Annotated in this window: 15 protein-coding genes; 2 read left to right on the forward strand and 13 right to left on the reverse strand. The window is 29.9% G+C overall.

What is annotated here, in order from left to right; translation table 11 throughout:
- Positions 1–53: 53 nt before the first annotated feature.
- From L8T82_RS03275 to L8T82_RS03335, 13 genes are all read right to left on the reverse strand, one after another.
- Positions 54–722 (reverse strand): ATP-binding cassette domain-containing protein, encoded by a 669-nt coding sequence (locus tag L8T82_RS03275; RefSeq protein ID WP_263725851.1) that lies wholly within the window; start codon positions 720–722, stop codon positions 54–56.
- Positions 706–1,479, reverse strand: a complete 774-nt coding sequence (locus L8T82_RS03280; RefSeq protein ID WP_263725852.1) for an ATP-binding cassette domain-containing protein — start codon at positions 1,477–1,479, stop codon at positions 706–708. The genes L8T82_RS03275 and L8T82_RS03280 overlap by 17 nt, the downstream gene beginning before the upstream one ends.
- Positions 1,476–2,252, reverse strand: coding sequence for an ABC transporter permease (locus L8T82_RS03285; protein WP_263661959.1), 777 nt, complete (start codon positions 2,250–2,252; stop codon positions 1,476–1,478). Before L8T82_RS03285 ends, L8T82_RS03280 begins: the two co-directional genes overlap by 4 nt.
- Positions 2,245–3,210 (reverse strand): ABC transporter permease, encoded by a 966-nt coding sequence (locus L8T82_RS03290; protein WP_263725853.1) that lies wholly within the window; start codon positions 3,208–3,210, stop codon positions 2,245–2,247. The genes L8T82_RS03285 and L8T82_RS03290 overlap by 8 nt, the downstream gene beginning before the upstream one ends.
- Positions 3,195–4,730 carry an ABC transporter substrate-binding protein gene (locus L8T82_RS03295; protein WP_263725854.1) on the reverse strand — a complete coding sequence of 512 codons (1,536 nt, stop codon included), beginning with the start codon at positions 4,728–4,730 and terminating at the stop codon, positions 3,195–3,197. The genes L8T82_RS03290 and L8T82_RS03295 overlap by 16 nt, the downstream gene beginning before the upstream one ends.
- Positions 4,731–4,773: 43 nt before the next feature.
- Entirely contained in the window at positions 4,774–6,717 is a 1,944-nt protein-coding gene (locus L8T82_RS03300; RefSeq protein ID WP_263725855.1) for a BCCT family transporter, read from the reverse strand.
- A gap of 198 nt (positions 6,718–6,915) precedes the next feature.
- Positions 6,916–7,566 carry a LutC/YkgG family protein gene (locus L8T82_RS03305; RefSeq protein ID WP_263660438.1) on the reverse strand — a complete coding sequence of 217 codons (651 nt, stop codon included), beginning with the start codon at positions 7,564–7,566 and terminating at the stop codon, positions 6,916–6,918.
- The gene (locus tag L8T82_RS03310) at positions 7,559–8,974 is read right to left on the reverse strand and encodes a LutB/LldF family L-lactate oxidation iron-sulfur protein (RefSeq protein ID WP_263725856.1); all 1,416 of its coding nucleotides are present in this window, start codon (positions 8,972–8,974) and stop codon (positions 7,559–7,561) included. The genes L8T82_RS03305 and L8T82_RS03310 overlap by 8 nt, the downstream gene beginning before the upstream one ends.
- Positions 8,971–9,711: a (Fe-S)-binding protein gene (locus L8T82_RS03315; RefSeq protein ID WP_115614003.1), complete on the reverse strand. Its 741-nt coding sequence runs from the start codon at positions 9,709–9,711 to the stop codon at positions 8,971–8,973. The genes L8T82_RS03310 and L8T82_RS03315 overlap by 4 nt, the downstream gene beginning before the upstream one ends.
- Before the next feature lie 6 nt (positions 9,712–9,717).
- Positions 9,718–11,373, reverse strand: coding sequence for an L-lactate permease (locus tag L8T82_RS03320; protein WP_412175062.1), 1,656 nt, complete (start codon positions 11,371–11,373; stop codon positions 9,718–9,720).
- Positions 11,374–11,649: 276 nt separating this feature from the next.
- A complete protein-coding gene (locus L8T82_RS03325; RefSeq protein ID WP_412175063.1) occupies positions 11,650–13,392 on the reverse strand; it encodes a pentapeptide repeat-containing protein in 1,743 nt (580 codons plus the stop codon).
- A gap of 298 nt (positions 13,393–13,690) precedes the next feature.
- Complete coding sequence (locus L8T82_RS03330) at positions 13,691–15,667, reverse strand: pentapeptide repeat-containing protein (RefSeq protein WP_263725858.1); 1,977 nt, start codon at positions 15,665–15,667, stop codon at positions 13,691–13,693.
- 14 nt (positions 15,668–15,681) lie between these two features.
- Positions 15,682–19,470 carry an Eco57I restriction-modification methylase domain-containing protein gene (locus L8T82_RS03335; RefSeq protein WP_263725859.1) on the reverse strand — a complete coding sequence of 1,263 codons (3,789 nt, stop codon included), beginning with the start codon at positions 19,468–19,470 and terminating at the stop codon, positions 15,682–15,684.
- 212 nt (positions 19,471–19,682) lie between these two features.
- On the opposite strand from L8T82_RS03335, the gene L8T82_RS03340 reads away from it, so the two are divergent.
- Positions 19,683–20,261: a cytochrome C gene (locus L8T82_RS03340; protein ID WP_263671195.1), complete on the forward strand. Its 579-nt coding sequence runs from the start codon at positions 19,683–19,685 to the stop codon at positions 20,259–20,261.
- A 1-nt stretch (position 20,262) separates the two neighbouring features.
- Positions 20,263–22,782, forward strand: a complete 2,520-nt coding sequence (locus L8T82_RS03345) for a molybdopterin guanine dinucleotide-containing S/N-oxide reductase (RefSeq protein ID WP_263659541.1) — start codon at positions 20,263–20,265, stop codon at positions 22,780–22,782.
- Positions 22,783–22,816: the final 34 nt, after the last annotated feature.

Raw genomic sequence — 22,816 nt, forward strand, 5'->3', positions numbered from 1 at the left:
TATCAAAAAAATAAATTTTTATGTATTTCAAAATGAAACAGTTTTTATCTTTATTATAAATACATTTTTTTATGGCAAATATCTTGTAAGATTTTTTCCTGATGAGAAATAAAAATATAAGTAATATCGTATTTTTTTTGAAAAGCATATAAATAATTTAGAATTTTACAAGCAGTTGGTATATCAAGTGCTGCTGTGATTTCATCTAAAATAAGCAATTTTGGTTTTAAAAGCAAAGCTCTAATCAAACCTAATCTTTGGCTTTGACCGCCACTTAATTTAGAAGGTTTTAAATTTAAAATATCTTTTTCAAGCTCAAAAGCATCAAAAAGTTTAAAAAGCTCTCCAAAATCGGGCTTAAGTTTAAAATTTTCATACACATCAATCAAAAGTCTTTTGGTATTTTTGTAAGGATTTAAAGCTAGCTTTTGATCTTGGAAAATATATTGAATTTTTTGGCGTAATTTTCTTTGAGCGTTAAAATCTAAATTTAATATATTTTCATTTTCAAACAAAACCTCTCCAGTATTTGCACATTCAAGCATACAAAGAATTTTAGCTAAAGTGCTTTTACCACTACCACTTTCCCCACAAAGCAATAAATTTTCATTTTGATTTAAAGAAAAACTCACATCTTTAAAAACAAAAATTTCCTCTTCCTTTAAATACCAATGTTTTTTAAATTTATAAGATTTGCTTAAATTTTTAACTTCTAAAAACATTCTCATTCTCAAAATAATTTAACAATTCTTTAGCAAAAACACCTTTTGGATTGCTTAAAAACTCTTTCACGGGCATTTGATAAATCAAAGTTTTATCTTCTATGATAGCCACCTCATCACAAAGCTCTTTAGCTAAATTTATATCATGAGTAATGAAAATGAGATTTTTAAATTGTGTTTTTAACTCTTTTAAAATAGCGATGATTTTTTCTTCATTAGCTCTATCAAGTGAGCTTGTAATCTCATCACACAATAAATACTTAGCCTCGCTTAGTAAAGCTAGAGCTATTTGAATGCGTCTTGCCATACCACCACTTAACTGATATATAAAAGAATGCCACAAAAGATCATGATTTTTAAGCCCTAAACACTCAAAATAATAAAAGGCTCTTTCTTTAATCTCTTTTGTGCTTAAATTAGTATGAGTTTTTAAAACTATATTAAAATAACTCCCTATATCAACAAGAGGATAAAAACTCCCATAAACATCTTGAAAAAGTAAATTTACCTTAGTTCTTAAAATATTTAGCTCTTTTTCTTTTAAAATTAAAATATCTTTTTGATCTATCTGAAATTTTTGTGCATTGAGTTTATAGTGTTTATCAAAAAGCTTAATCATGCTTTTTAAAAGCAAGCTTTTTCCCGCTCCACTTTTACCCATGATACCCAAAGCTTTACCATCTTCTAAATTAAGATTTATATCTTTTAATAAGATCTTATCTTTAAAGCTAAGATTTAAATTTGCAATTTCTATCATGCTTTAATCTCTTCTTGTAAGTCATTACCCAAAGCAAGCAAAGGTAGGATAAGCATAAGTATAAAGGCCACTGGAAAAACTATCATCCACCAAAATCCTAAAAACACAGCCTTACTTGCTTCATTTAACATATTTCCTAAACTTGGAGTCCAAAGCTCTACACCCAAGCCAAAAAAGCTTAAAGTAGCTTCACTTGTAATAGCATGAGCGATATTTAAAACAAAAAGCACAAAAAGCAAATTCCAACAAGCAGGTAAAAGCTCGCTAAATAAAGCTTTCATCTTACTAGAGCCTAGAATAATAGCATTTTGATAAAACTCAAGTTTTTGAAATTTATTAAGCTGAGTATCAAGTACTTTTGCCACAAAAGCAAAATGCCCCAAAGCGATGATAAAAATCATACTCCACAAAGATCCCGCCAAAAAGCTTTGAAAAAACATAATCACAAGCAAAGAAGGTAAAGCCAAAAGCATATCAAGCACTCTAGCGAAAAAAGCATAAGCAAAAAATCTTGTTAAAAACACATAAACACAAGCAAAAAGCACGCTAAAAAATGCTGCCATTACCCCTACAAATAAAGAAACACGCAAGGCATATAAAATACGCGTAAAAATATCTCTACCAAGTAAATCTGTGCCAAAAATATGACTTAAATTTGGGGCTATTTTAGCCTTGCTTAAATCCACTAAATTAGGATCATAAGAACTTATTAAAGGTACAAAAAGCGCTAAAATAAAACTTAGCAAAATCATCATCACATAAAACTTACGCATTAGCAAACCTTGGATTAATCATCTTGCAAATTATCTCTACGATCAAATTTACAAGCACTACCACTAAAATGCTAAAAATTACCACAGCTAGCACCACAGGATAGTCTTTAAACAATATACTTTTAATCACTAAATTTCCAACACCCTCATAAGAAAACACACTTTCTACTATATAAGTTCCCATTAAAAAACTCACAAAGGAAGCACCAAAATACGCGAGTATAGAAGCAAAAGCATCTTTTAATACAAAATGCAAATAAATTCTTTTTTTACTAAGCCCTCTTGCAAAAGCACTTTCTATAAAGCCCTGATTTAAACTATCAATCAAACTTGTCCTTATAAAACGCACAAAAACAGCTAAATGTGAAAGCACTAAAGCACATACTGGTAAAAACAAATGCCACAAACGATTAAATACATCATCTTCAAAGCCAATATCAGCAATAGCCGAACTTGGAAAAAGCTTAAAAAATACAGCAAAAACTAAAATAAGCATTAGCGATAAAGAAAAAGTAGGCAATGCAAAAAAACTCATCGTTGAAAAGGTAATAATTTTATCCAAAAAACTATCTTTATAAAGAACGCAAAAAAGTGCCAAAACCAAAGACAACACAAAAAGTATAAAAAAAGCCAAACTTCCTAGTATGATGGTATAGGGAAGTTTTTCTTTTAAAATTTCACTAACCTTTTCTCCGCTGATTAAAGAGTAGGAAAAGTCGCCTTTCATGGCATTAAAAAGCCAATTTTCATACTGCTCTAATAAAGGCCTGTCTAAATTTAAATTATGCTCAATTTCTTCTTTTATTTTAAGGCTAGTTCCTTGAGGCACACTAGCAAAAACCACACTTCCTTTAGCATGATAAATCATCGCAAAACATAAAAAACTTGCAAAAATCATCAAAAAAAACGCCCATAAAAGGCGTTTAAAAATGAGTTTTAGCACTAATTTTTGCTCCACTCATAAGCATTCCAAGTAAAACCTACCCCATGATGACCTAAAATATGAGGTTTTATACCTTGGATATTTTTAGCAAAAACTAAAGGATAATCGATATAAGCTATAAATAAAAATGCAGGATCTTTATATAAAGCGTCAATAAATTCTTTATAGTATTTTTTTCTTTCATTTACATCAAGTGAATTTCTAGCTTTTATCAAAGCTTCATCAACTTTAGCATTTTGATAATGACCAAAATTCCATCCACTAGAGTTTAAAGCACTATCTTGAGAGCTTTCAAAAACTCTAAAAGTATGAAAATCAGGATCATAAGGACTACCCCAACCTACCAAAAAGCTGTCAATCTTAGTATAGTCAAAACTTCCACTCGGCTTAGCAACTGCCTTTGCCTTAATGCCAAGCTTTAAAAACTCACTTTGTAAGATATTTACCAAAGCTATTCTTAGTGGATCTTCACTCATAGCATACATTTCAAAGCTAAATTCTTTGCCATTTTTTTCTAAAATTCCATTTTTGTTTTTCACAAAGCCTGCTTTTGCTAAAAGCTCATTTGCTTTTTTTACATCATAAGTATAAGTTGCAAATTCTTTAGGATTTGCCCATGATTTTTCCAAAGGATGATTTGCTACTTTTCCAAAAGAATGCAAAAGAGAATCCACAATAGCTTTTTTATCGATAGCGTAATTTAGTGCTAAACGCACATTTTGATCTTTTAAAAACTCATGATTAAAATTAAACATCAAAGCACGATAATCAGCCGAAGGCTCTATAAGCATTTTAAAGTTTTTATCATTTGCAAAATTTGAAGCTAGAGCAAAATCGACTAAAGCTACATCAATAGAACCATTTTTAAGCTCAATAGCGCTAATACTTGGATCTTTAATATGTTTTAGTATGAGTTTTGGTGTTTTTACTTTAGCTAAATGATAATTTTCATTTGCTTCTAAGATCATGTATTGACCTTTTTTCCATTGTTTTAGCTTATATGGTCCTGTTCCTATAGGCATTTGATTAAATTTAGTAGTATTTAAATTTTCTTTTTCAAGTAAATGTTTTGGTAAAATTCCCACACTCAAAGCGTCTAAAAATGCAGGAAAAGGCTTTGAAAGTGTGATAATCAAATGATAATCATCGATGATTTTTACTTCTTTAACTGCGTCAAAATTTACCTTTGAGGGTGAATTTAACTTCTCATCTTTTAAAGCATTTATACTAAATTCCACATCTTTGGCACTAAATTTAGTCCCATCATGCCACAATATATCATCTCTTAAAGTAAATTCATAAACAAGCCCATCTTTACTAACTTTCCAAGATCTAGCAAGATCAGGCGCTAAGCTCATATTTTCATCAAAGCGTGTAAGTCCTGAAAACACAAGAGCAATTGCCACATCATGATCTTCACTAAAAAGCGGATTTATACGCCCTGGCTCATTTTCCACTGCTATAACGATCGTATCTTTTGGCGTAATAGCAAAAAGATTTAAAGCACAAAAAAACATTAAAAAAAATCTCAACATAAAAGGCCTTTCTTATAAGAATAAAGTGTAATTATAACGCTTTTTAATCATAAGCTTTGGTAAAAATTTCATTTTTATCATCAAATAAAAGTTGCAAATACCTCTCATATTGCTTTAGTATATCTACGATGATTTCTTGCTCGTTTAAATACTCTATATTATAACCATTACGCGAATCAGCAAAGAAAGTTTGTGGTTCAAAGATAAATTCTTTAGAATAAGTTGGCATAAATTTATCATCGATTATGCTTTGGCTTGCTTGTTTTTTTACCACTTGCACTCCATAGATAAAATCTTTTGCAAATTCTTTTTTTATAATCAAACTTATACTTGATTTTTCTTGAACGATCTGTGTTTTCAAGCCGTAGTTTTTTAGACTTTGGCTGAGTGATTCCATAGCATTTTTAACTTTGGTATTTAAGAAATTTTGTATGTCTTGTTCTTTGCTTTGTTTTAAAATTCTAGCAAGTCTTTCTTGCCAAAATTCTCCTGTAAAATACACACTACTTTGACTAAGCTTAGTTAAAGAGTAATTCACATCTACAATTAAGCCTTTAAGCAATGAAAAACACATCAAACAAAGCAAAAATGCAAAAGGTAAAGCCACTATCATAGTGATACTTAAAATCGCCCCCAAGCCACCTGAATACAGCAAAGAAGTAGCTAAAAGCGCAAGCACAAAACCCCAAAGGATATTTTGCCATTTGTATGGCTCATGAGCGCCACCACTACTTAAAGAATTTAACACAAATATCCCACTATCTGCTGAAGTGATGAAAAACAAAGCTAAAACCAAAAGCGCAAGCAAAGAACTAAAATAAGAAAAAGAAAAATTTTGTAAAAAATAAAAAAGCAAACTTTCAGGCGCTGAAGTAAAAGGACTTAAAATATCATTGAAATTTAAAGCACTATTGCCAAAAATGCTAAACCAAAGTATATTAAAACTAGTAGGCACTACAAGCACGCCAAAAATAAATTCCCTTATCGTTCTACCACGAGAAATCTTAGCAATGAAAAAGCCCACAAAAGGCGCCCAACTAAGCCACCAAGCCCAATAATAAATAGTCCAATTATTAAACCATTCTATATGTTCTTTTTCATAATAATAAGTCTTAAAGCTCAAAGAAATTAAATTTTGCAAATAATTTCCAATATTAGAGCTAAATTGTGAAAGAATTTGGATGGTATTTGTTGAAAAAAGCACAAAAAGCATTAAACACACTGCAAAAACTAAATTTGCTTCACTTAAAATTTTTAAACCCTTTGTTAAGCCACTAATCGATGAGAGCGTGGCCAAAGAAATAATGATGATTATAATCACGCTTTGTTCTAAAAAGCTTTGTCCGTTTAAAATACCCAAATTTAAAAAGCCCGCATTTAGTTGAGATGCACTATAACCAAGTGTGGTACTAATGCCAAAAACCGTGACAATTAAAGCAAGCATATCAACTAAATTTCCCCAAAAACCATAAATTTTATCTTTAAGCAAAGGGTAAAAAGCACTACGCAAACTAAGAGGCATTTTATATCTAAAACCAAAATACGCCATAGCCAAAGCACACACCCCATAAATAGCCCATGGGTGAATTCCCCAGTGAAAGATAGTATGTAGCATCGCTTCTTCATCGCTTGTTTGTAAGGCTTTTTTATGTATGAGAGGTTCAGCCACACCAAAATACATAAGCCCCACGCCCATACCCGTAGCAAAAAGCATAGCAAGCCAAGAAGTAAATTTAAAATGAGGTTTTTCATCATCATCGCCGAGTTTAATATCGCCAAATTTTGAAAGTGCGAGTGCTAGCATAAAACACACAAAAAAGCTCACACTTAATATATAAAACCATGAAAAATTTGCAAAAATTCCACTTTTTATATGATTGATAAAATCATTTGTAAGTTTAGGCAAGAAAATGCAACTAAGGCTTAAAACAACTATAATACTAATACTTGGTAAAAATACTGCCTTTTTAAAACTTGTTTTTAACATGATTTTCCTTTTTATAGTTTTAAAATTTAAGTTAATACCTTTTTTACTATGTCAAAAAATATCTTAAATATAACTAAAATCAATAAAATAGCAAAGGTTGATAAAAATATAATTTAATTAATGTTTTAAAAACCAAGAAGTTAATTTTTGATTTGAAGGTGATTTTAGAATTTGCACTAAGTGCAAATTCTAAATAAATCAATAAAGTATAATATGAACCTTTTGAGATCCATGAACTCCAAAAACAGTGATAAGTTCAATATCTGCAGTTCTTGATGGCCCTGCTATAAACAAAATATTGCTAGGTAAAATTTCATTTTCTTCTTTTACTAAATTCAATGCTTGGCTAATGCTTTTTACAATATTTTCTTTTTTTAATAAGACAATACAAAGCATAGGAGCCAAAGAAAGCATTCTTGGTTGAGTTTTATCAGACAAAACTAAAGCAACACCATGTGAGCTTACTCCAACTCTTGCTTGGATGATAGAAAAATCACTATGAAAAACTTCTTTTCGTATTTTTTCAATCTCTTGATTAAAACAAGTCTTTTTTTCGGCTTCAATTTTATTTATATCTAAATTTAAATTATCAGGATAAATAAGACTTTTATAGCCATAACTTTTAACAATTTGATTGATTTTTTCTTCTAATTTTTCTAACGAGCTTTCTTCTACTATGTATTTATTTGCACTCATTTTTTCTTTTAACTCACTATACATATCATCACTTGTTTTGATATGCTCTATAGGATCTATAGTCGGAATTTTTTCAAAAGATAAATGTGTATTTTTAATCTTATCCAAAATAGCTTTTTTGCTTTGTGAAGAAATTTCATTTATTCTACTCACACTTTACTCCTTGCATATTTTCAAGTTCTTTATAAAGATCAAGTTTTATTTGTGGAAATTCCTTATAAGCACTCCATTTTTTAACTACTGGTAAAGAATTTTTTCCTTTTTGCAAAAGCCAATTAAAATTATGTAAATTTGCTAAAGTATTTTTCCAAATAATAGGACTTGTAGCTACTTTTTCAAAAATCTTAAATGCCATAGCTTCAGCAGTATTTGGAGTGATATTATCAAAACTTCCTTGACCTACTTTTGCTGCTCTTAATTTGCGTATTAAATCCGCAAGAGGAATTCTTACCGGACAAACTTCAGAACATCTTCCACAAAGCGAGCAAAAAGTAAGAATATCACCATTTTCTTGCATACCAAAAAGATTAGGACTTATGACTTCTCCAATCGGCCCTGGATATACACTTTGATAAGTATGGCCGCCTATTTTATCATACACAGGACAAAAATTCATACAAGCCCCACATCTTATACAACGCAAAGCTTCATAATAATCTTCATCATTTAGCATTTTGCTTCTATTATGATCAAAAAGAATAATATGCACTTCTTTTGGGCCATCTAAATCTCCATTTTTTCTAGGTCCTGTAATGATATTGTTATAAGTTGGTATAAATTGACCCGTAGCTGATGGAGTAAGTAAAGACACCATAGTGGCAGCATCTTCAAAGCTTTCCATAACTTTTTCTATACCACAAAGTGCTACATGTATATCACTTGCTGTGGTGCACATCCTACCATTTCCCTCATTTTCTATAAGCCAAAAAGCGCCTTCTTTAGACATAGCAAAATTTACTCCGCTAAGTCCCATTTTAAGCCCTTCAAATTCATCTCTTAAATGCTTTCTTGCAATAGAATTTAGCTTTTCTGGCTCACTTTCTAAATTAGAGACTAATTTTTCTTGAAAAATTTTACCAATTTCATAGCGGTTCTTATGTACCGCTGGAACTACAATATGCACGGGAGTTTCATCATTTAACTGCAATATAAGTTCGCCTAAATCTGTTTCTATGGCTTTTAAGCCTTTGGATTCTAGGTAGTGGTTTAAACCTATTTCCTCACTAGCCATAGATTTACCTTTTAGAATTTTACCGATGTTTTTTTCTACCATTAATTCATATATAATCTCACAGGCATCCTCATCAGAACTCGCCCAATGGACATTTATGCCATTTTTAGTGGCATTTTGTTCAAATTCTAAAAGCCTATCGTGTAAAGTTGATAAAGCATTGTTTTTAGCTTGCTTAGCTTTAGATCTTAGTCCTTGCCAATCATTAAATTTCTCATCTATAACTTTTAAACGATTTTTTTGCAAAGTATGCATGGCAGATCTTAAATTCTCTCGCATTTGCTTATCATGAATTTTCACATCCACAATTTGTTCATGTGTCATTTTCATATCGCAACTCCTTCAAGACGCTTGTTTAAAAAATCATACAAATGAATTCCCTTTATATCAAGCCCCATTTTACTCATCGTGCCTGCAATATTCATCAAACACCCACCATCAGAACTTAATACATATTTTACACCTGTATTTTGGATATCTTTGATTTTTTCTTGTGCCATAGAATTTGAAATTTGAGGCTCTTTCACAGAAAAAGTTCCTCCAAAACCACAGCATTCTTCTTCAAATTCTAGAGGAATTAATTCCACATTTTTGAGTTTTTTTAGCAGATTTTTGCTCGCTTGTATGCTTTTTTGAATTCTTAATGCATGGCAGTTAGAGTGCCAAGTGACTTTTATAGGTTCGCCTTTGTCTTCATAATCAACCTTTAAAACCTCATCTAAATACTGACTAAGATCAATCACTCTAGAGCTAAATTCCTTTACCAAGTTAAAATGCTCATCATCTTTGAAAAGCTCTAAATAATCATGACTCATCATCCCCGCACAAGAACCGCTTGGCACTACTATAGGATAATCTTGAGTAAAAAGTTTTATATTATGCAAAGCTATATTTTTACTTTCTTTAAAATACCCTGAATTAAATGAGGGTTGAGAGCAGCAAGTTTGCTGCTTTTTAAATATAACCTCAACTCCCTCTCTTCTTAAAAGTCTAACCGCGTTTAAAACACTTTCTTGCATTATCGCACTACCTAAACAAGTAGCAAATAAATACACTTTTTTCATCATCAATCCTTATTTTAAAAGCACTGCTTCAGGGATGATCCCGTGAAAGAAAAATGCTATAACAAAAGTCCAAATTCCTATTAGAATTATAAAACCTATTGAGTATTTTAAAGTAAATCTAAACAATTCAGATTCTTTTCCTACAAGTCCAACTGCCGCACAAGCTACCGCTATACTTTGAGGAGATATCATTTTACCCACAACTCCACCAACAGAATTTGCTGCTAAAAATAAAGTTTCTGAAATTCCTAACTTTTGAGCACTAACTTGCTGTAATGTCCCAAAAAGCAAATTTGAACTAGTATCAGAACCTGTTAAAAACACACCTATCCATCCTATGATAGGAGAAAAAAATGCATAAGCATCGCCTGTATTTGAAAAAGCAAGTCCTAAAGTAGTACTCATACCGCTATTTTTAGCTATAAAGGCAAAAGCAACTACTAAGCCTATAGTTAAGCATGGAGTGGCCATTTCTTTTAAAGTTTCCCAAAAACACTCGGTAGCTTCGTTGATTTTTATTTTCAACACAACAATGCTCATTAAAGCAGCCACTAAAATAGCAGTTCCTGCTTGTGCTACTAAATCTATAGTATGTGATGGAATCATTGTTTTTGTGATTTGTGGATTAACTATATCAGGACTTATGATAGCTCCTAAGGCTTCATTAAATTTCAAAGTAAATTGCATAAAATTTAATATTCCATCTTTAGCAAATAAAGCCTTAAACCAAGGTTGAGTCCATATAATAATGCAAATAATCAAAAGTATAAAAGGAATCCAAGCTAAAAATACTTTTTTAAATTCTAGCTTTTGTGAGTTTTCAAAGTCTTTTACATCATCTAATCTAAAAATATTTTTTGGCTTCCAAAATTTTAAAAATATCGTAGTAACAGACAAAGAAACAACCGCTGAAATAATATCTGGAAGTTCTGCACCTAAATGATTTGAACTCCAAAATTGTGTAGCAGTAAAAGAAATGGCTGCGACAAAAATAGCAGGAAAGGTTTCTTTAACCCCTTTTAAACCATCCATTAAAAATACTATAAAAAATGGTATAGTCAAGCTAAGAGGCACAAGCATTCTACCCACCATAGCTGAAACACCGTGCTGTTCTATACCTGCTAGATTACTCATCGCTATAATAGGAATTCCAACTGCTCCAAAAGCTACCGGAGCGGTATTGGCTATGAGACAAAGTCCTGCGGCATATAATGGTCTAAGCCCAAGTCCTACAAGTAATGCAGCGGTAATAGCCACTGGCCCTCCAAAACCTATAGCACCTTCTAAAAAAGAACCAAAACAAAATCCAATCAAAATCACTTGAATTCTATGATCTGGAGTGATACTCATAACACTTTGTTTTATCACTTCAAACGAGCCTGATTTGATAGAAAGTTTATATAAAAATATGGCCGCGATGATGATCCAAGCTATAGGCCAAATACCATTTGCAAAACCTTGTATAAAGCTAGCACCTAATAAAGAAAACGGCATATCATAAGCAAACAATGCCACAACACTTGATAAAATAAGAGTTAAAAAGCCTGCTTGATAACCTTTGAGTTTGAAAACTACAAGAGAAAGCAAAAAGCACAAAATAGGCAAAAAAGCCACCAAAGCACTTAAAAGTATGTTGTCAAATGGATTATATATTTGTTGCCACATATTTTTCCTTTTGATAAAAATTTCCAATATCTAGCTTAACAAATATTTTTATTTTTGTGTATTTTTGTTAGAAAAAATTAACTATATGAGTATAAGAGTAACATTTCGTATAAAAATTCTCTTTTAATAAAAACAAAAATTTACACTTTACAAATGAAATATAAAGTATTGTTTATATTTGAAACAAAATATAAATATAATAAAAATATTTATATCAAAAGTATTTTTAAATCAAATTTTTCATCACACTTTAAAGCTAAAAGCATGATTTTGCTTTTAGCTTGGCACTATGGAGTTTTTGCGTGCGGTTTTTTGGAGTGAGAATATCACTAAAGCTACAAGTATAAAATACACCACTGATAAACTAAGCAGTAAAGGATAAGTAGCGTTGGTATCTTTTTCTAAAAAGCTTCCAAACACAGGAAGCATTAAACTAGGTTTTGCAAGTAGTGCAAAAATGCAAACTATATAAGAAACACCAATGATGATTTTTCTTATAATTTCTTGTTTATCATCAAGTAAAATAAATTTCAATGCAAAAAATACAAAAAGACTTATAATAGCAATATGTGTATACAAAGCTACCAAATCTAAAAAATTAAAAATCACATAAAAAAAGCTACCAAAAATATATAAATTAGTAAAAATATTGAAAGAAAGTATCGATAAAACTATAAATAATAAAATCAATACATAAACAAAATTGTTTTTTACAAATTCATCTAGCTTGCCACTTTCTTTGTTTATATTTAAACCAAAGATATTATAAGTCGTTTTATTGTGTTCTTTAAAGATATAACTTTCATTAGTATCTACTTGAACGATGTGATATTTTGCATTATTTTCTATGCTAGGTTGTTTAAATTTATCAAGCACAAAAGAAAAAATACTAAAAAGCATGATGATTATAAGTAGATTATGAAACACCTTTAGCAAGTCTGTATGATGATCACAAAGTTTACGATAAAAAACAAGTTGCCATTTGTCTATCCATTCTTTAGAAAATATCTTGGGCTTTTTCTCTTCTAGTTCTATCTCTTTACAATAAAGCTCGTATTTATGAAACTTTGAAGCTTCTAAAAGATTATTATCTTTTATTAATGCATTTTTAAAAACCCTAAAAGAATCTCTAAAATCATTTGCAAATTTATCTAAAGATTTTTTATCTTTTTCATTTTTATCTTTATTAAAATATTCATGCTCTTGTTTGATTTGTTTTTCCAAATCATCAAATGTAAAATTTAAAGTTATATTTAAAGCATTAAAATTATCTTTCAAAATTATTTGAGAAAAATTTGGAGCCTTATCAAAAATTACTCCATAAAAACAAGCTATTTTTTCAAATTCACACTCGTGAAAATCAGCATAACTATAAAATTTAGAATTGTTAAAATAGGCATTATCTTTAAAACAAGTATTTGAAAAATTTAATTTTGCTTTATTATCCTTATCTTGTTCATATCCAAATTCACTGTCCACAAAATAAGATCTATTTTCAAATTTGTTTTTCCACAAATTTATATTTTTTATAGCACAGTTTTTTATAAAAAGATATCCTTTAATTTTGTTTTCTTGTAATTCTAAGGATGTAATTTTTATATCGTTTTGTTTATCATAGCAATTTATAAAAACCAAATGTTCTAAAAATTGATTCTGATGTATTTGTAAACTATCATAAAACACGCATTCATTAAAAGTTAAATTTTTTTTAAAAATATTTTTCATAAAACTAGCTGGTGGTTTTTTTAATTTTGATATTCTTCTATTTTTTATTTTCTTCTTGCCTTTAGGTTGTTTTTTTGAATTTACAACTGCATCATGGATTACTATTTTTGGATTTCTTGCGCGTTTTAAAAAACAATTGTAAAAATATATATATTTGCTAACCTCATGAGTATCACATAAATCACTTGAAGATAAATTAATATGATAATTATAAAAAATCAAATTACACGGTATATTAGTAATTTCATCACATGATAGGTAAATATTTGCTCTTTCTTTTATATTGCAAACTATATACCATTCTTCATCATCGGGAAACAGTTCATCTTTTTGCTTAAAGCTTTCCTCTTTCGATTTTATTGTTTCTACTATTTCTAGTGTTTTTATATCACTTGGGGTGTGTATATTGTCCTTTTCTATTTTTAGAATCTTAGATAAATCTTCTTTAATTTTATCTTCTTTAATTTTATCTTCTTTAATTTTATCTTCATCAACTTCATTCTTACCATTCTGATGTGTTTTTTTACAACATTTATTTAAAACATTAATTATTTTTTCAAATATTTCTTTTATCATTTTATCTTCCTATATTTCAGCTTGGCACTATGGAGTTTTTGCGTGCAGTTTTTTGGAGTGAGAAAAGAACCAAAAACATTAAGATAGTATAAGTAAATGTCATTACCATTACTAACGGATCTTCAATTTTTATTTTATCGTTTAAAACTTTACCTATAAGTGGATTTAAAACAATAGGATAATACACAATAACTATAATAAAATTTATATAACTTAATATAACACAATAATATCTTAAATACAAAGAGTCAATACAAATCACTAAAAAAAATATACCCAAAAAAACAACTATTTTAATCAAAGGAACAAATAAGCCGAAATTTATCACAAAAAGCATTAACTGCATCACAGCAAAAATAATAGCAATCAATAAAAATTTGCCTACTTTAAATTTAATTTTTTTAAAAATAACACTTCTTTTTTGTTTGTCACTATAATACAATGAAGCCATGAATATAATTATTGGAGTAAGAAACAATAAAAGCAAACAAGATAAAGGAAAAATCTTAGCAGCTGCAACAATTTTATCATCACCATAAAAACTAAATGACTTTAAAAAAGAAAAAATATTAATTTCTTTTATCTCTAAAAAATCAATATTTGTAAAATTAAATATACATATAAAATATACTGCTATCAATATAAAACAATTATTTATCACTTTAAGCAAATCTGTATGATGATCGCTAAGTTTTCTATAAAACAACAACAAACACCAATCGACTTTTTGTTTAAGACGCAAAGATAACTTATCAAAAACTTCATCTCTTTCATATTTTGAGAGTATATCATTTGAATTTAATTCTATTTCTTTACAATAAAGCTCATATTTATGAAAATTTGAAGCTTCTAAAAGATTATTATCTTTTATTAATGCATTTTTAAAAACCCTAAAAGAATCTCTAAAATCATTTGCAAATTTATCTAAAGATTTTTGATATTGTTCATTTTTGTCTTCATTAAATTTTTCATATTCTTGATTTATTTTTTCTTGCAAATTATCAAAAATAAAATTTAAATTTGTATTTACGGCATTTAAATTTCCCTTAAAAATTACTTGAGAAAAATTTGGAGTTTTGTCAAAAGTTACTCCGTAAAAACTAGCTATTTTATTAAATTCACATGCGTGAAAATCAGCATAACTATAAAAAATAGAGTTGTCAAAATAAATATCATTTTGGAAATTTGCATTTGATAAATTTATCTTAGACTCTTTAGACTTTTTATCTCCAAAGCAAATATATTTAAAATAACATTTGTTTTTAAACTCGTTTTCGTATAAATTGATATTTTCTATAAAGGAATCTTGCACAGAAAGAATCCCATTAAAATTATTTCTAAATAATTCCAAATTTGAAATCTTCGTATTGAGAATAAATTCAATGTTACTTAAAAAAGTATTATTTTGCATATGTATGGTATTTATAGTGCAATTTTTAAATAAAAAAGTGAAATTTTGATTTGTCTTTGTAGAATATATATAAACATATTTTTTAAATAAAACATGTTCAAAAATAAAGTCATTTTTGATATTGACTTGAGAAATAGTGAAATGTTCATCAAAATGACAGCCTAAAAAATGTATTGATTTATCATAATATTGATTATCTAAATGGGCTTTATTATTAATCGAAAGTTGATTTTTTATCAATCCATTTATAAACATAAAATTAAATTTTTTTAATAACTCAGGATTTAAAATTATGCCGGATTCAAAATTACTAACTATGAATCTTTTCGCATAAAAATCATAAGTAATATGAGTTTTATGCAATTTTAACTCTCTAGAAATAAAATTTTGAGATTGTATTATATCTAAATAAATATTTTTACATATAGTAATAGGGTGTTTAAATATATTTCTATGATTATAATATTCAAAAGACATATAAAAATCTGCTCTAAATCTTTCATTTTGTCTTTGAGTTATTATATTTTCCAATTGGCATAGTAATTCATCTATAAAGAAAATTAAAGGCTTAAAACTAATCATGCTACGATCCTAAATTAATTCTGATTATTCTCTATAATTTTTATTTCTTCTTCGTTTAGGTTGTAAAGTTTATAAACGATAGAGTTTATTTTGTCTTCTTGGGCTTTGGTGTTTGCGTTTTTATCTTGCTCTTTTAAATTTAAAATCTCATCAACTAAACTTATAAGCTCGTTTGCTAGTTTTTCATTTTTAGAATTTATTTTTGGTATAGGAAGTCTTTCTAAAAATGCTTTTTTGTATCTAAATCCATTTTCACCTAAGTTTCCACCGGCATAAAATGTTTTAAATATAAAAGCCACAAAATCATTGTTTAAAAAAGCAATGAGATATTTTAGATTTTCCCCTGTTAAAATAAAACTTGTTGCTTCTGCGTAAAAATTTAACTTTGTATCTAAATAAAATTGCGGACTTCTCACAATTTCACTATATATTATTTTTTCCTTTTCAAACTGCGATAAATAATCTTTATTTGGATTGTTATCTAACTCAAGCCAATGATGTTGTCCTAAATATGGTTTTTGATCCGTTATGGGCTTATTAGTACATTGTCCCCTAGCTTGAAGTTTTTTCTTATATTGCTTTAAATGATTATATATAGCAGGATATTCTTTTTCTAAAATTTTATAACTTCCAAATTCAAAAACTATAATCCACAAATTCGCCCACTCATAACTATATCTTTTTATATCTCTACCGCGTAACATTTTGCGTATGAGTTTGGCGGTGCGTTCTTTTTCGGCTTCATCTTTGCATTTAGCTAGAATTTCATCTCTTTTTTCAGTAGTGATGATAAAGGCTTCATTATAGCCCGTTTTTATGCCATAGTTTATATTAAGCCCATGCCAGTCTTTAAGTGGAGTGCCGTGCTTTTCTATCTTTGCTTTTAGTGCATTTGTGCTTTCATCGTTAAAAGTAAAGCTTTCTTTGCTTAAAGAATTTTGTGCGATTTTGTTAAAATTTAAAATGCTTTCTATGTTAAAGTCGTTTTCTTTTAAAAGCTCGGTGTTTGGGGCTAGGTACTTAAAGCTATTATCTTTAGTTTTTGCTTTTTCAAAGCTTAGTATGGAAGTATCTACCGTGGCACTATCAAAGACTTTTATACCATTTAGATCGATGTATTCTAAAAGTGTGGTATTTTTGAGTAAAAACTCTCTTAAAGCTTCTCCATAACCTGCTCTTGTGTATTTGTTTGAAGTGATGAAAGACAAAACACCATTTTGCTTTAGCACATTAAACCCAAGCTCATAAAAGTAAGTATAAATGTCGCTAGTGCCTTTATAGACTTTATAGTTTTTGGCTAAATTTGGCTTTAGTTCTTTGATGTCTTCTTGTCTGATGTAAGGTGGGTTACCGATGATGAGATCAAACCCTTTAAAATTCCCGCCCTCATCAAGCACTTCGCTAAATTCAAAACGCCATTCAAAAGGATTTGCACTTTCTAAGTCAAATATACTCTCATAAAGCTTTTTAAGCTTTTTAAATTCTTTCTTAGCCTCACTTTCATCAAAATCAAATTCAAACATATTTTTAGAGAAAAATGCTCTAAAATTCTCATCTTTTTCATCTTGTGCTAAAAAATCGCCGTATTTTTTAGAGTATTCATTAGCGCCGTTGGTAAGTTGCTTGATCTCTTTGGCAAATTTGTCTTTTAAGCAGAAATTTTTAAAAGACTCTTTGAGGTTTTTGATCTCTTTTGCGATGAGAGTTTTATCGGTGTAAAAGCCTTCTTTGTAGTCTTTGACTATGCGTTTGTATTTATCCATGCGTTCTTTGATGTTGGGGTAGTGAGAAAGGCTTTTGTGAATTTCAAAATAACTTATAAGCGAATTCCCACATTTTATGTTGATATCGATGTTTGGTAGAGTTTTAAGATCATGATAGTTTGTATCATCAAAGCTTTCATAAAAGCTGTGTTTTAAAAGCTCTATCCAAAGCCTTAGTTTAGTGATCTCACATGAGTTTGGGTTGATATCTACTCCAAAAAGGTTGTTTTCTATGATGTCTTTTTTACGCTCGAAAAGTTCTTTTTGACAAAGGTGGGTTTTGTCTTTGTCAAAATCAGGGCGTTTATACTCTAAAAACTGGCCTTTGTGATTTTGCACTAAAATTTCATCATTTTGCACGCTTAGGTAAAAATCCTCTTCAAACAAACCAAGCTCATAATGCACCATAAACATGGCATTTAAAGCTGAAACTAAAAAATGCCCACTTCCCACCGCAGGATCGCAAATGCGTATGGAATTTAGCAAGACTAGTTTTTGCTCTTGAGGGATTTTTTCTTGGCGTAGCTGGGTTCTTAGCTCGTTTAGCTTGGTGGCATTTAGCTTAAAAATATGGTTAAACTTATCAAGCACGACTTTTTCTATACTTGCTTTACACATATATGAAGTGATAAAGCTTGGGGTGTAAAAACTGCCTTCTTTGTAGCCATTTAGCTTTTCAAAGACATTTCCTAAAACACTTGAGTTGATGAGTTCTTTTTGCTTGATGAGTTCTTCGCTTTGCTCATCTGCTCCAAAGTCAAAGCTGTCTAAAAACTCAAACAAATACTCAAGCAAACCTACTTTGCCTTTTTTGCTTTTACCTTTGTCATCTTTTAACTGCGTGTGTGGGTGGTACTCTAGCAAAGCGTCATTTTCTAAAGTAGCGATTTCTAGTGTGGTTTTTTCGATGGCTTGTTTTTCAAAAAGCGATGAATTTAAATAAGGCAAATAGCTAAATTTACTCTGCGTCCTTGTGTGTTTTTCTTTAGCTAAGATATCAAAGAAAAGGTGTGAAAGGGTAGTAAAATTTGGAATTTTTTCATAGTTTAGAAATTTAAGGGTTTTATCATCGTTAAATCTAACCAAATTAGACTCAATAAGCTTTAAAAATAAAATGCGGTTTAGCCAAAGTATGATGAATTTTAGCACCTCTTCAAAATCATGCTTTGGAAGCTTGCTCGCTATGAGATGATAAAGCGTGCCTTGAGCTTGTTTGCTTTGCTCACTTTGTGTGATGATGAATTTAGAAAGCTGTTTGCTCTCGCTTAAACCTAGGATGTATAAAAGCTCTTTATAGAATGCGTTGTTTAATGAGTTTGCGTCATTTGGACTAAATTCATTTAGCAAAAAGTCTTTATGAAAGGTTTTAAAAATGCTTGCTAGGTTTTTGAAATTTGACTTTTGCTTGTCTTTTAAAAAGGCTAAATCGATAAAAAAGCCTTTTAAGCTTTCTTTGGAATTTTCTATAAGTTTGCTTGCTTCTTTGTAAAATTCATCGGTGTTGCCTTTAAAAAGTGAATTTGGACTTTGAAATTCTTCAAAAAGCTTTTTAAAGCTTGTGTTTTTATAAAAAAGTTCTTCAAATTCACTAGCTTTGAAAATGTAGAATTTATAAAAGTCTGTGATGATGATAAATTTCAAGCTAAAGCTATGTTCTCTGTTTCTAAAATAATACAAAATAGCCTCATGCAAGGCTTTAGAATTTGGCTTTGTATGGGTGATGAATTCTTTTGAGTTGGGCTTTTTAGCTTCGATGAGAACTTCTAAGTCTTTGCTAAACTCATCTTTAGCAATGGCTAAATCAATCTCGCTTTTGCCTTTTTGCTTGGTTTTGATGTGGGTTTTGAAATTTAGAGTGGTTAAAAATGGACTAAGTGTGTTAGCTACAAGATAATCTTCATTTTCACTTTGTGAGCTTTCAAGCCTTTCTAGATACTGCATTAAAGCCTTGCTAAAAGTGTCAAATTCATTTTGTGTGATTTGCTTTTTGCGGTAGTAGGGGTTGAAAAAATCTTTTTCATTTAACAAAGTAAAGTGCATTTTTAACCTTTATAAAGAATATTTTATATTTTACTAAAATTTACTTTAAAGGATTGAAAAGACTTTATGAAAATATAAAAACAAATAAATTAAAAATTAATAAAAAATTATTAGATAATATTTATTATTGCATTTTTTATATTTTTATACTAAGAAAATTTTAATACTAAAGTTATACAATAAGTTTATATTAAAAATATCAAGGAGGCAAAATGGGAAAAATTTTAGTTTTCTGTTTAGCGCTTGTTTCTTTTGTTTGCGCTAAAAATGAATTTTTTACAAGTGAAGTAAACTCACTTTACTTAAGCAAAAATGACACAAAAGCTGTTGGTAGATTGCTACCCACAAATCCTTTTGAAGTATTAAAAACTGATGGAAATAAAGTTTTAATCAAGATCACAGGCTATGTTAATCCTGCTTCGCCTTCTGTGCTTTATTACAACGATAGTCAAAGAATCATAGTTGCTGCATTTTCTAAAAATACAAAACTTGATTTTAAAACTTATACTAAAAGCAAAAATGGAAAATGGGATAAAGCTACCATAGAAGTTTGGACTGACAAGAAAGATTTTGCAAAAAGCAACAAAGAAATGTTTATAAAAGCTAAAGAGCTTTATATGAATAATTGCGGAATTTGTCATAGCGTTCATAAAGAAAGTGAATTTAGTGCTAATGGCTGGCCTGCTACTTTTAGATCAATGGTAAATAGAACAGGAATTGATAAAAAAGATCATTGGCTAGTGATACAGTATTTGCAAAAAAATGCAAAAGATTTTAAGGAGGTAAAATAAAATGGGACTTGATAGAAGAAAATTTTTAAAAATCGGAGCAGGGTTAAGCGTGTTGCCTTTAGCTCCTAGTTTAGCCATGAGTAAAAATATAGAAGTTTCTCAAATAAATTCTGGTTTAGTAAAAAATGGAAGTGTGATAACAGCAGCACATTGGGGAATTTTAAAACTTACCATTAAAGATGGTGTGGTAATTAAAAGTGAGCCATGGGAAAAAGTAACACAAATTGACAATCCTTTACAACACTATACAGCAGATATGATCTACAAATCGCGCGTGAAATATCCTTATGTTAGAAAAAGCTATCTTGAAAATCCCGACAGTCCAAAACCTGAACTTAGAGGAAAAGATGAATTTGTGCGTGTAAGTTATGATGAGGCTATAAAACTTATAGCAAAAGAACTTAAAAAAACAAGAGAGCAAAAAGGAACTCAAGCTATATTTGGTGGAAGCTACGGATGGAAATCTAGTGGAAATATGCAAAATTGTAGAATATTGCTCCATAGATTTTTAAATGTCACAGGTGGTTTTGTAGGGACTACCGGAGATTACTCAACCGGAGCTTCTCAAATAATAATGCCTTATGTTGTAGGCTCTATTGAAGTATATGAACAGCAAACTTCATGGGAAAACATTTTAGAACATTCTAAAATAGTAGTTATTTGGGGTGCTAATCCTATCGCTACTTTAAGAATAGCTTGGACTTCAAACGATCAAAGAGGTCTTGCTTACTTTGAAAAATTAAAAAATAGTAAAATCAAGGTTATTTGTATAGATCCTATAAAAACCGAAACTGCTAAATTTTTAAATGCACAATGGATCTCTCCAAAACCAAATACAGATGTTGCTATGATGATAGGCATGGCTAGTCATTTGATCGAAAAAAATAAAGTCAATTATGAATTTTTAGAAAATTATACAAGTGGATTTGATAAGTTCAAAGCTTATTTAGATGGCAAGAATGATGGTATTAAAAAAGATACAAAATGGGCAAGTAAAATTTGTGGAATTGATGAAAAAATCATCAAAACACTAGCTGAAAGTTTTTATGATAACCCTACTATGATCATGAGTGGTTGGGGCATGCAAAGAGCTCATCATGGCGAGCAACCTCATTGGATGTTAATAACCCTAGCTTCAATGCTTGGTCAAATTGGCACTAAAGGTGGTGGATTTGGCTTAAGTTATCACTATAGTAATGGCGGTGTTCCATCATGCAAAGGTGGTGTTATAGGAGGTATTACAGCAGGAGCTGTGGGAATTTGGGAAAATGGTAAATTTAAAGGTATGCCAAAAAATGGAGAATCTCAAGGTGGTGCTGAATGGCTACAAAATACTGCTAGTTATTCTTTTCCTGTAGCTAGAATAGCTGATGCTTTATTAAATCCTGGGAAAGTTATAGACAATAATGGTTCTAAAATAACCTATCCTGATATTGACTTTATTTATTGGGCAGGTGGAAATCCATTAGTTCATCATCAAAATACAAACACTAACATCAAAGCATGGCAAAAACCAAGAACTATAGTTGTAAATGAAATTTATTGGACTCCAACTGCCAAAATGGCAGATATTGTAATGCCTACCACAAGTTCTTATGAACGAGATGATATTACCATGAGTGGAGATTATTCTAATATGAATATAGCTCCAATGAAACAAGCAGTATTACCAATAGGCGAAAGCAAAGATGACTATGAAATTTTTGCTGATATTTGTAAAGTGTATGGAGATGATGTATTTAATGCTTATACCGAAAATGGTAAAAAAGCAAAAGATTTTATTAAAGAATACTACAATAGCGCTTTAAAACAAACTCAAGCTTATGGGGATGTATTTGAGCCAAAAATGCCAAGTTTTGAAGAATTTTGGGCCAAAAATGAGCCTATAACTTTTTCTCCAACTATAGAAAGTATGGAATGGGTGAGATTTTCTGAATTTATTGAAGATCCTATCTTAAATGCTCTAGGTACTGAATCAGGTTTGATAGAAATTTACTCAAAAACTATCGAAAAGTATAACTATAAAGACTGCAAAGCACATCCAATGTGGATGGAGCCGATAGAATGGCTAGGAAATGCTACCAAGGAAACACCTTTTCATCTACTAACTAATCATCCAACAGATAGGCTTCACTCTCAAATGTGTCATACCTTATTGCGTGAAAAATATGCAGTAAATGATAGAGAACCTATCTTAATCAATCCTATTGATGCTAAAAAACTTGGAATCAAAGATGGTGATATTGTAAGAGTTTTCAATAAAAGAGGTCAAGTTCTCGCAGGTGCTGTGGTAACTAAAGATATTATGCCAAATGTTGTAAGATTATGCGAAGGTGGCTGGTATGATCCAAATGATGAAGGAATGTGCAAATACGGAAATGTAAATGTCTTAACTATTGATATGCCAACTTCTGAATTAGCAAACGGAAACATTTCTCATACAGGCTTAGTAAATATAGAAAAATATAAGGGATTGCCGCCTAAAATAACAGCATTTACAGCTCCAAAAGGCGCTGTATAACATTCTCTTTCTTAGAAGATAATTTCTTCTAAGA

Source organism: Campylobacter sp. IFREMER_LSEM_CL292 (assembly GCF_025771615.1).
Lineage (GTDB): Bacteria > Campylobacterota > Campylobacteria > Campylobacterales > Campylobacteraceae > Campylobacter_D > Campylobacter_D lari_D.

Excerpts from the sequence above, each read along its gene's own strand:
- L8T82_RS03275 (WP_263725851.1), bottom strand. The coding sequence starts at position 722 with ATGTTTTTAGAAGTTAAAAATTTAAGCAAATCTTATAAATTTAAAAAA.
- L8T82_RS03280 (WP_263725852.1), bottom strand. The coding sequence starts at position 1,479 with ATGATAGAAATTGCAAATTTAAATCTTAGCTTTAAAGATAAGATCTTA.
- L8T82_RS03285 (WP_263661959.1), bottom strand. The coding sequence starts at position 2,252 with ATGCGTAAGTTTTATGTGATGATGATTTTGCTAAGTTTTATTTTAGCG.
- L8T82_RS03295 (WP_263725854.1), bottom strand. The coding sequence starts at position 4,730 with ATGTTGAGATTTTTTTTAATGTTTTTTTGTGCTTTAAATCTTTTTGCT.
- L8T82_RS03300 (WP_263725855.1), bottom strand. The coding sequence starts at position 6,717 with ATGTTAAAAACAAGTTTTAAAAAGGCAGTATTTTTACCAAGTATTAGT.
- L8T82_RS03310 (WP_263725856.1), bottom strand. The coding sequence starts at position 8,974 with ATGAAAATGACACATGAACAAATTGTGGATGTGAAAATTCATGATAAG.
- L8T82_RS03315 (WP_115614003.1), bottom strand. The coding sequence starts at position 9,711 with ATGATGAAAAAAGTGTATTTATTTGCTACTTGTTTAGGTAGTGCGATA.
- L8T82_RS03320 (WP_412175062.1), bottom strand. The coding sequence starts at position 11,373 with ATGTGGCAACAAATATATAATCCATTTGACAACATACTTTTAAGTGCT.
- L8T82_RS03330 (WP_263725858.1), bottom strand. The coding sequence starts at position 15,667 with ATGATTAGTTTTAAGCCTTTAATTTTCTTTATAGATGAATTACTATGC.
- L8T82_RS03335 (WP_263725859.1), bottom strand. The coding sequence starts at position 19,470 with ATGCACTTTACTTTGTTAAATGAAAAAGATTTTTTCAACCCCTACTAC.
- L8T82_RS03340 (WP_263671195.1), top strand. The coding sequence starts at position 19,683 with ATGGGAAAAATTTTAGTTTTCTGTTTAGCGCTTGTTTCTTTTGTTTGC.
- L8T82_RS03345 (WP_263659541.1), top strand. The coding sequence starts at position 20,263 with ATGGGACTTGATAGAAGAAAATTTTTAAAAATCGGAGCAGGGTTAAGC.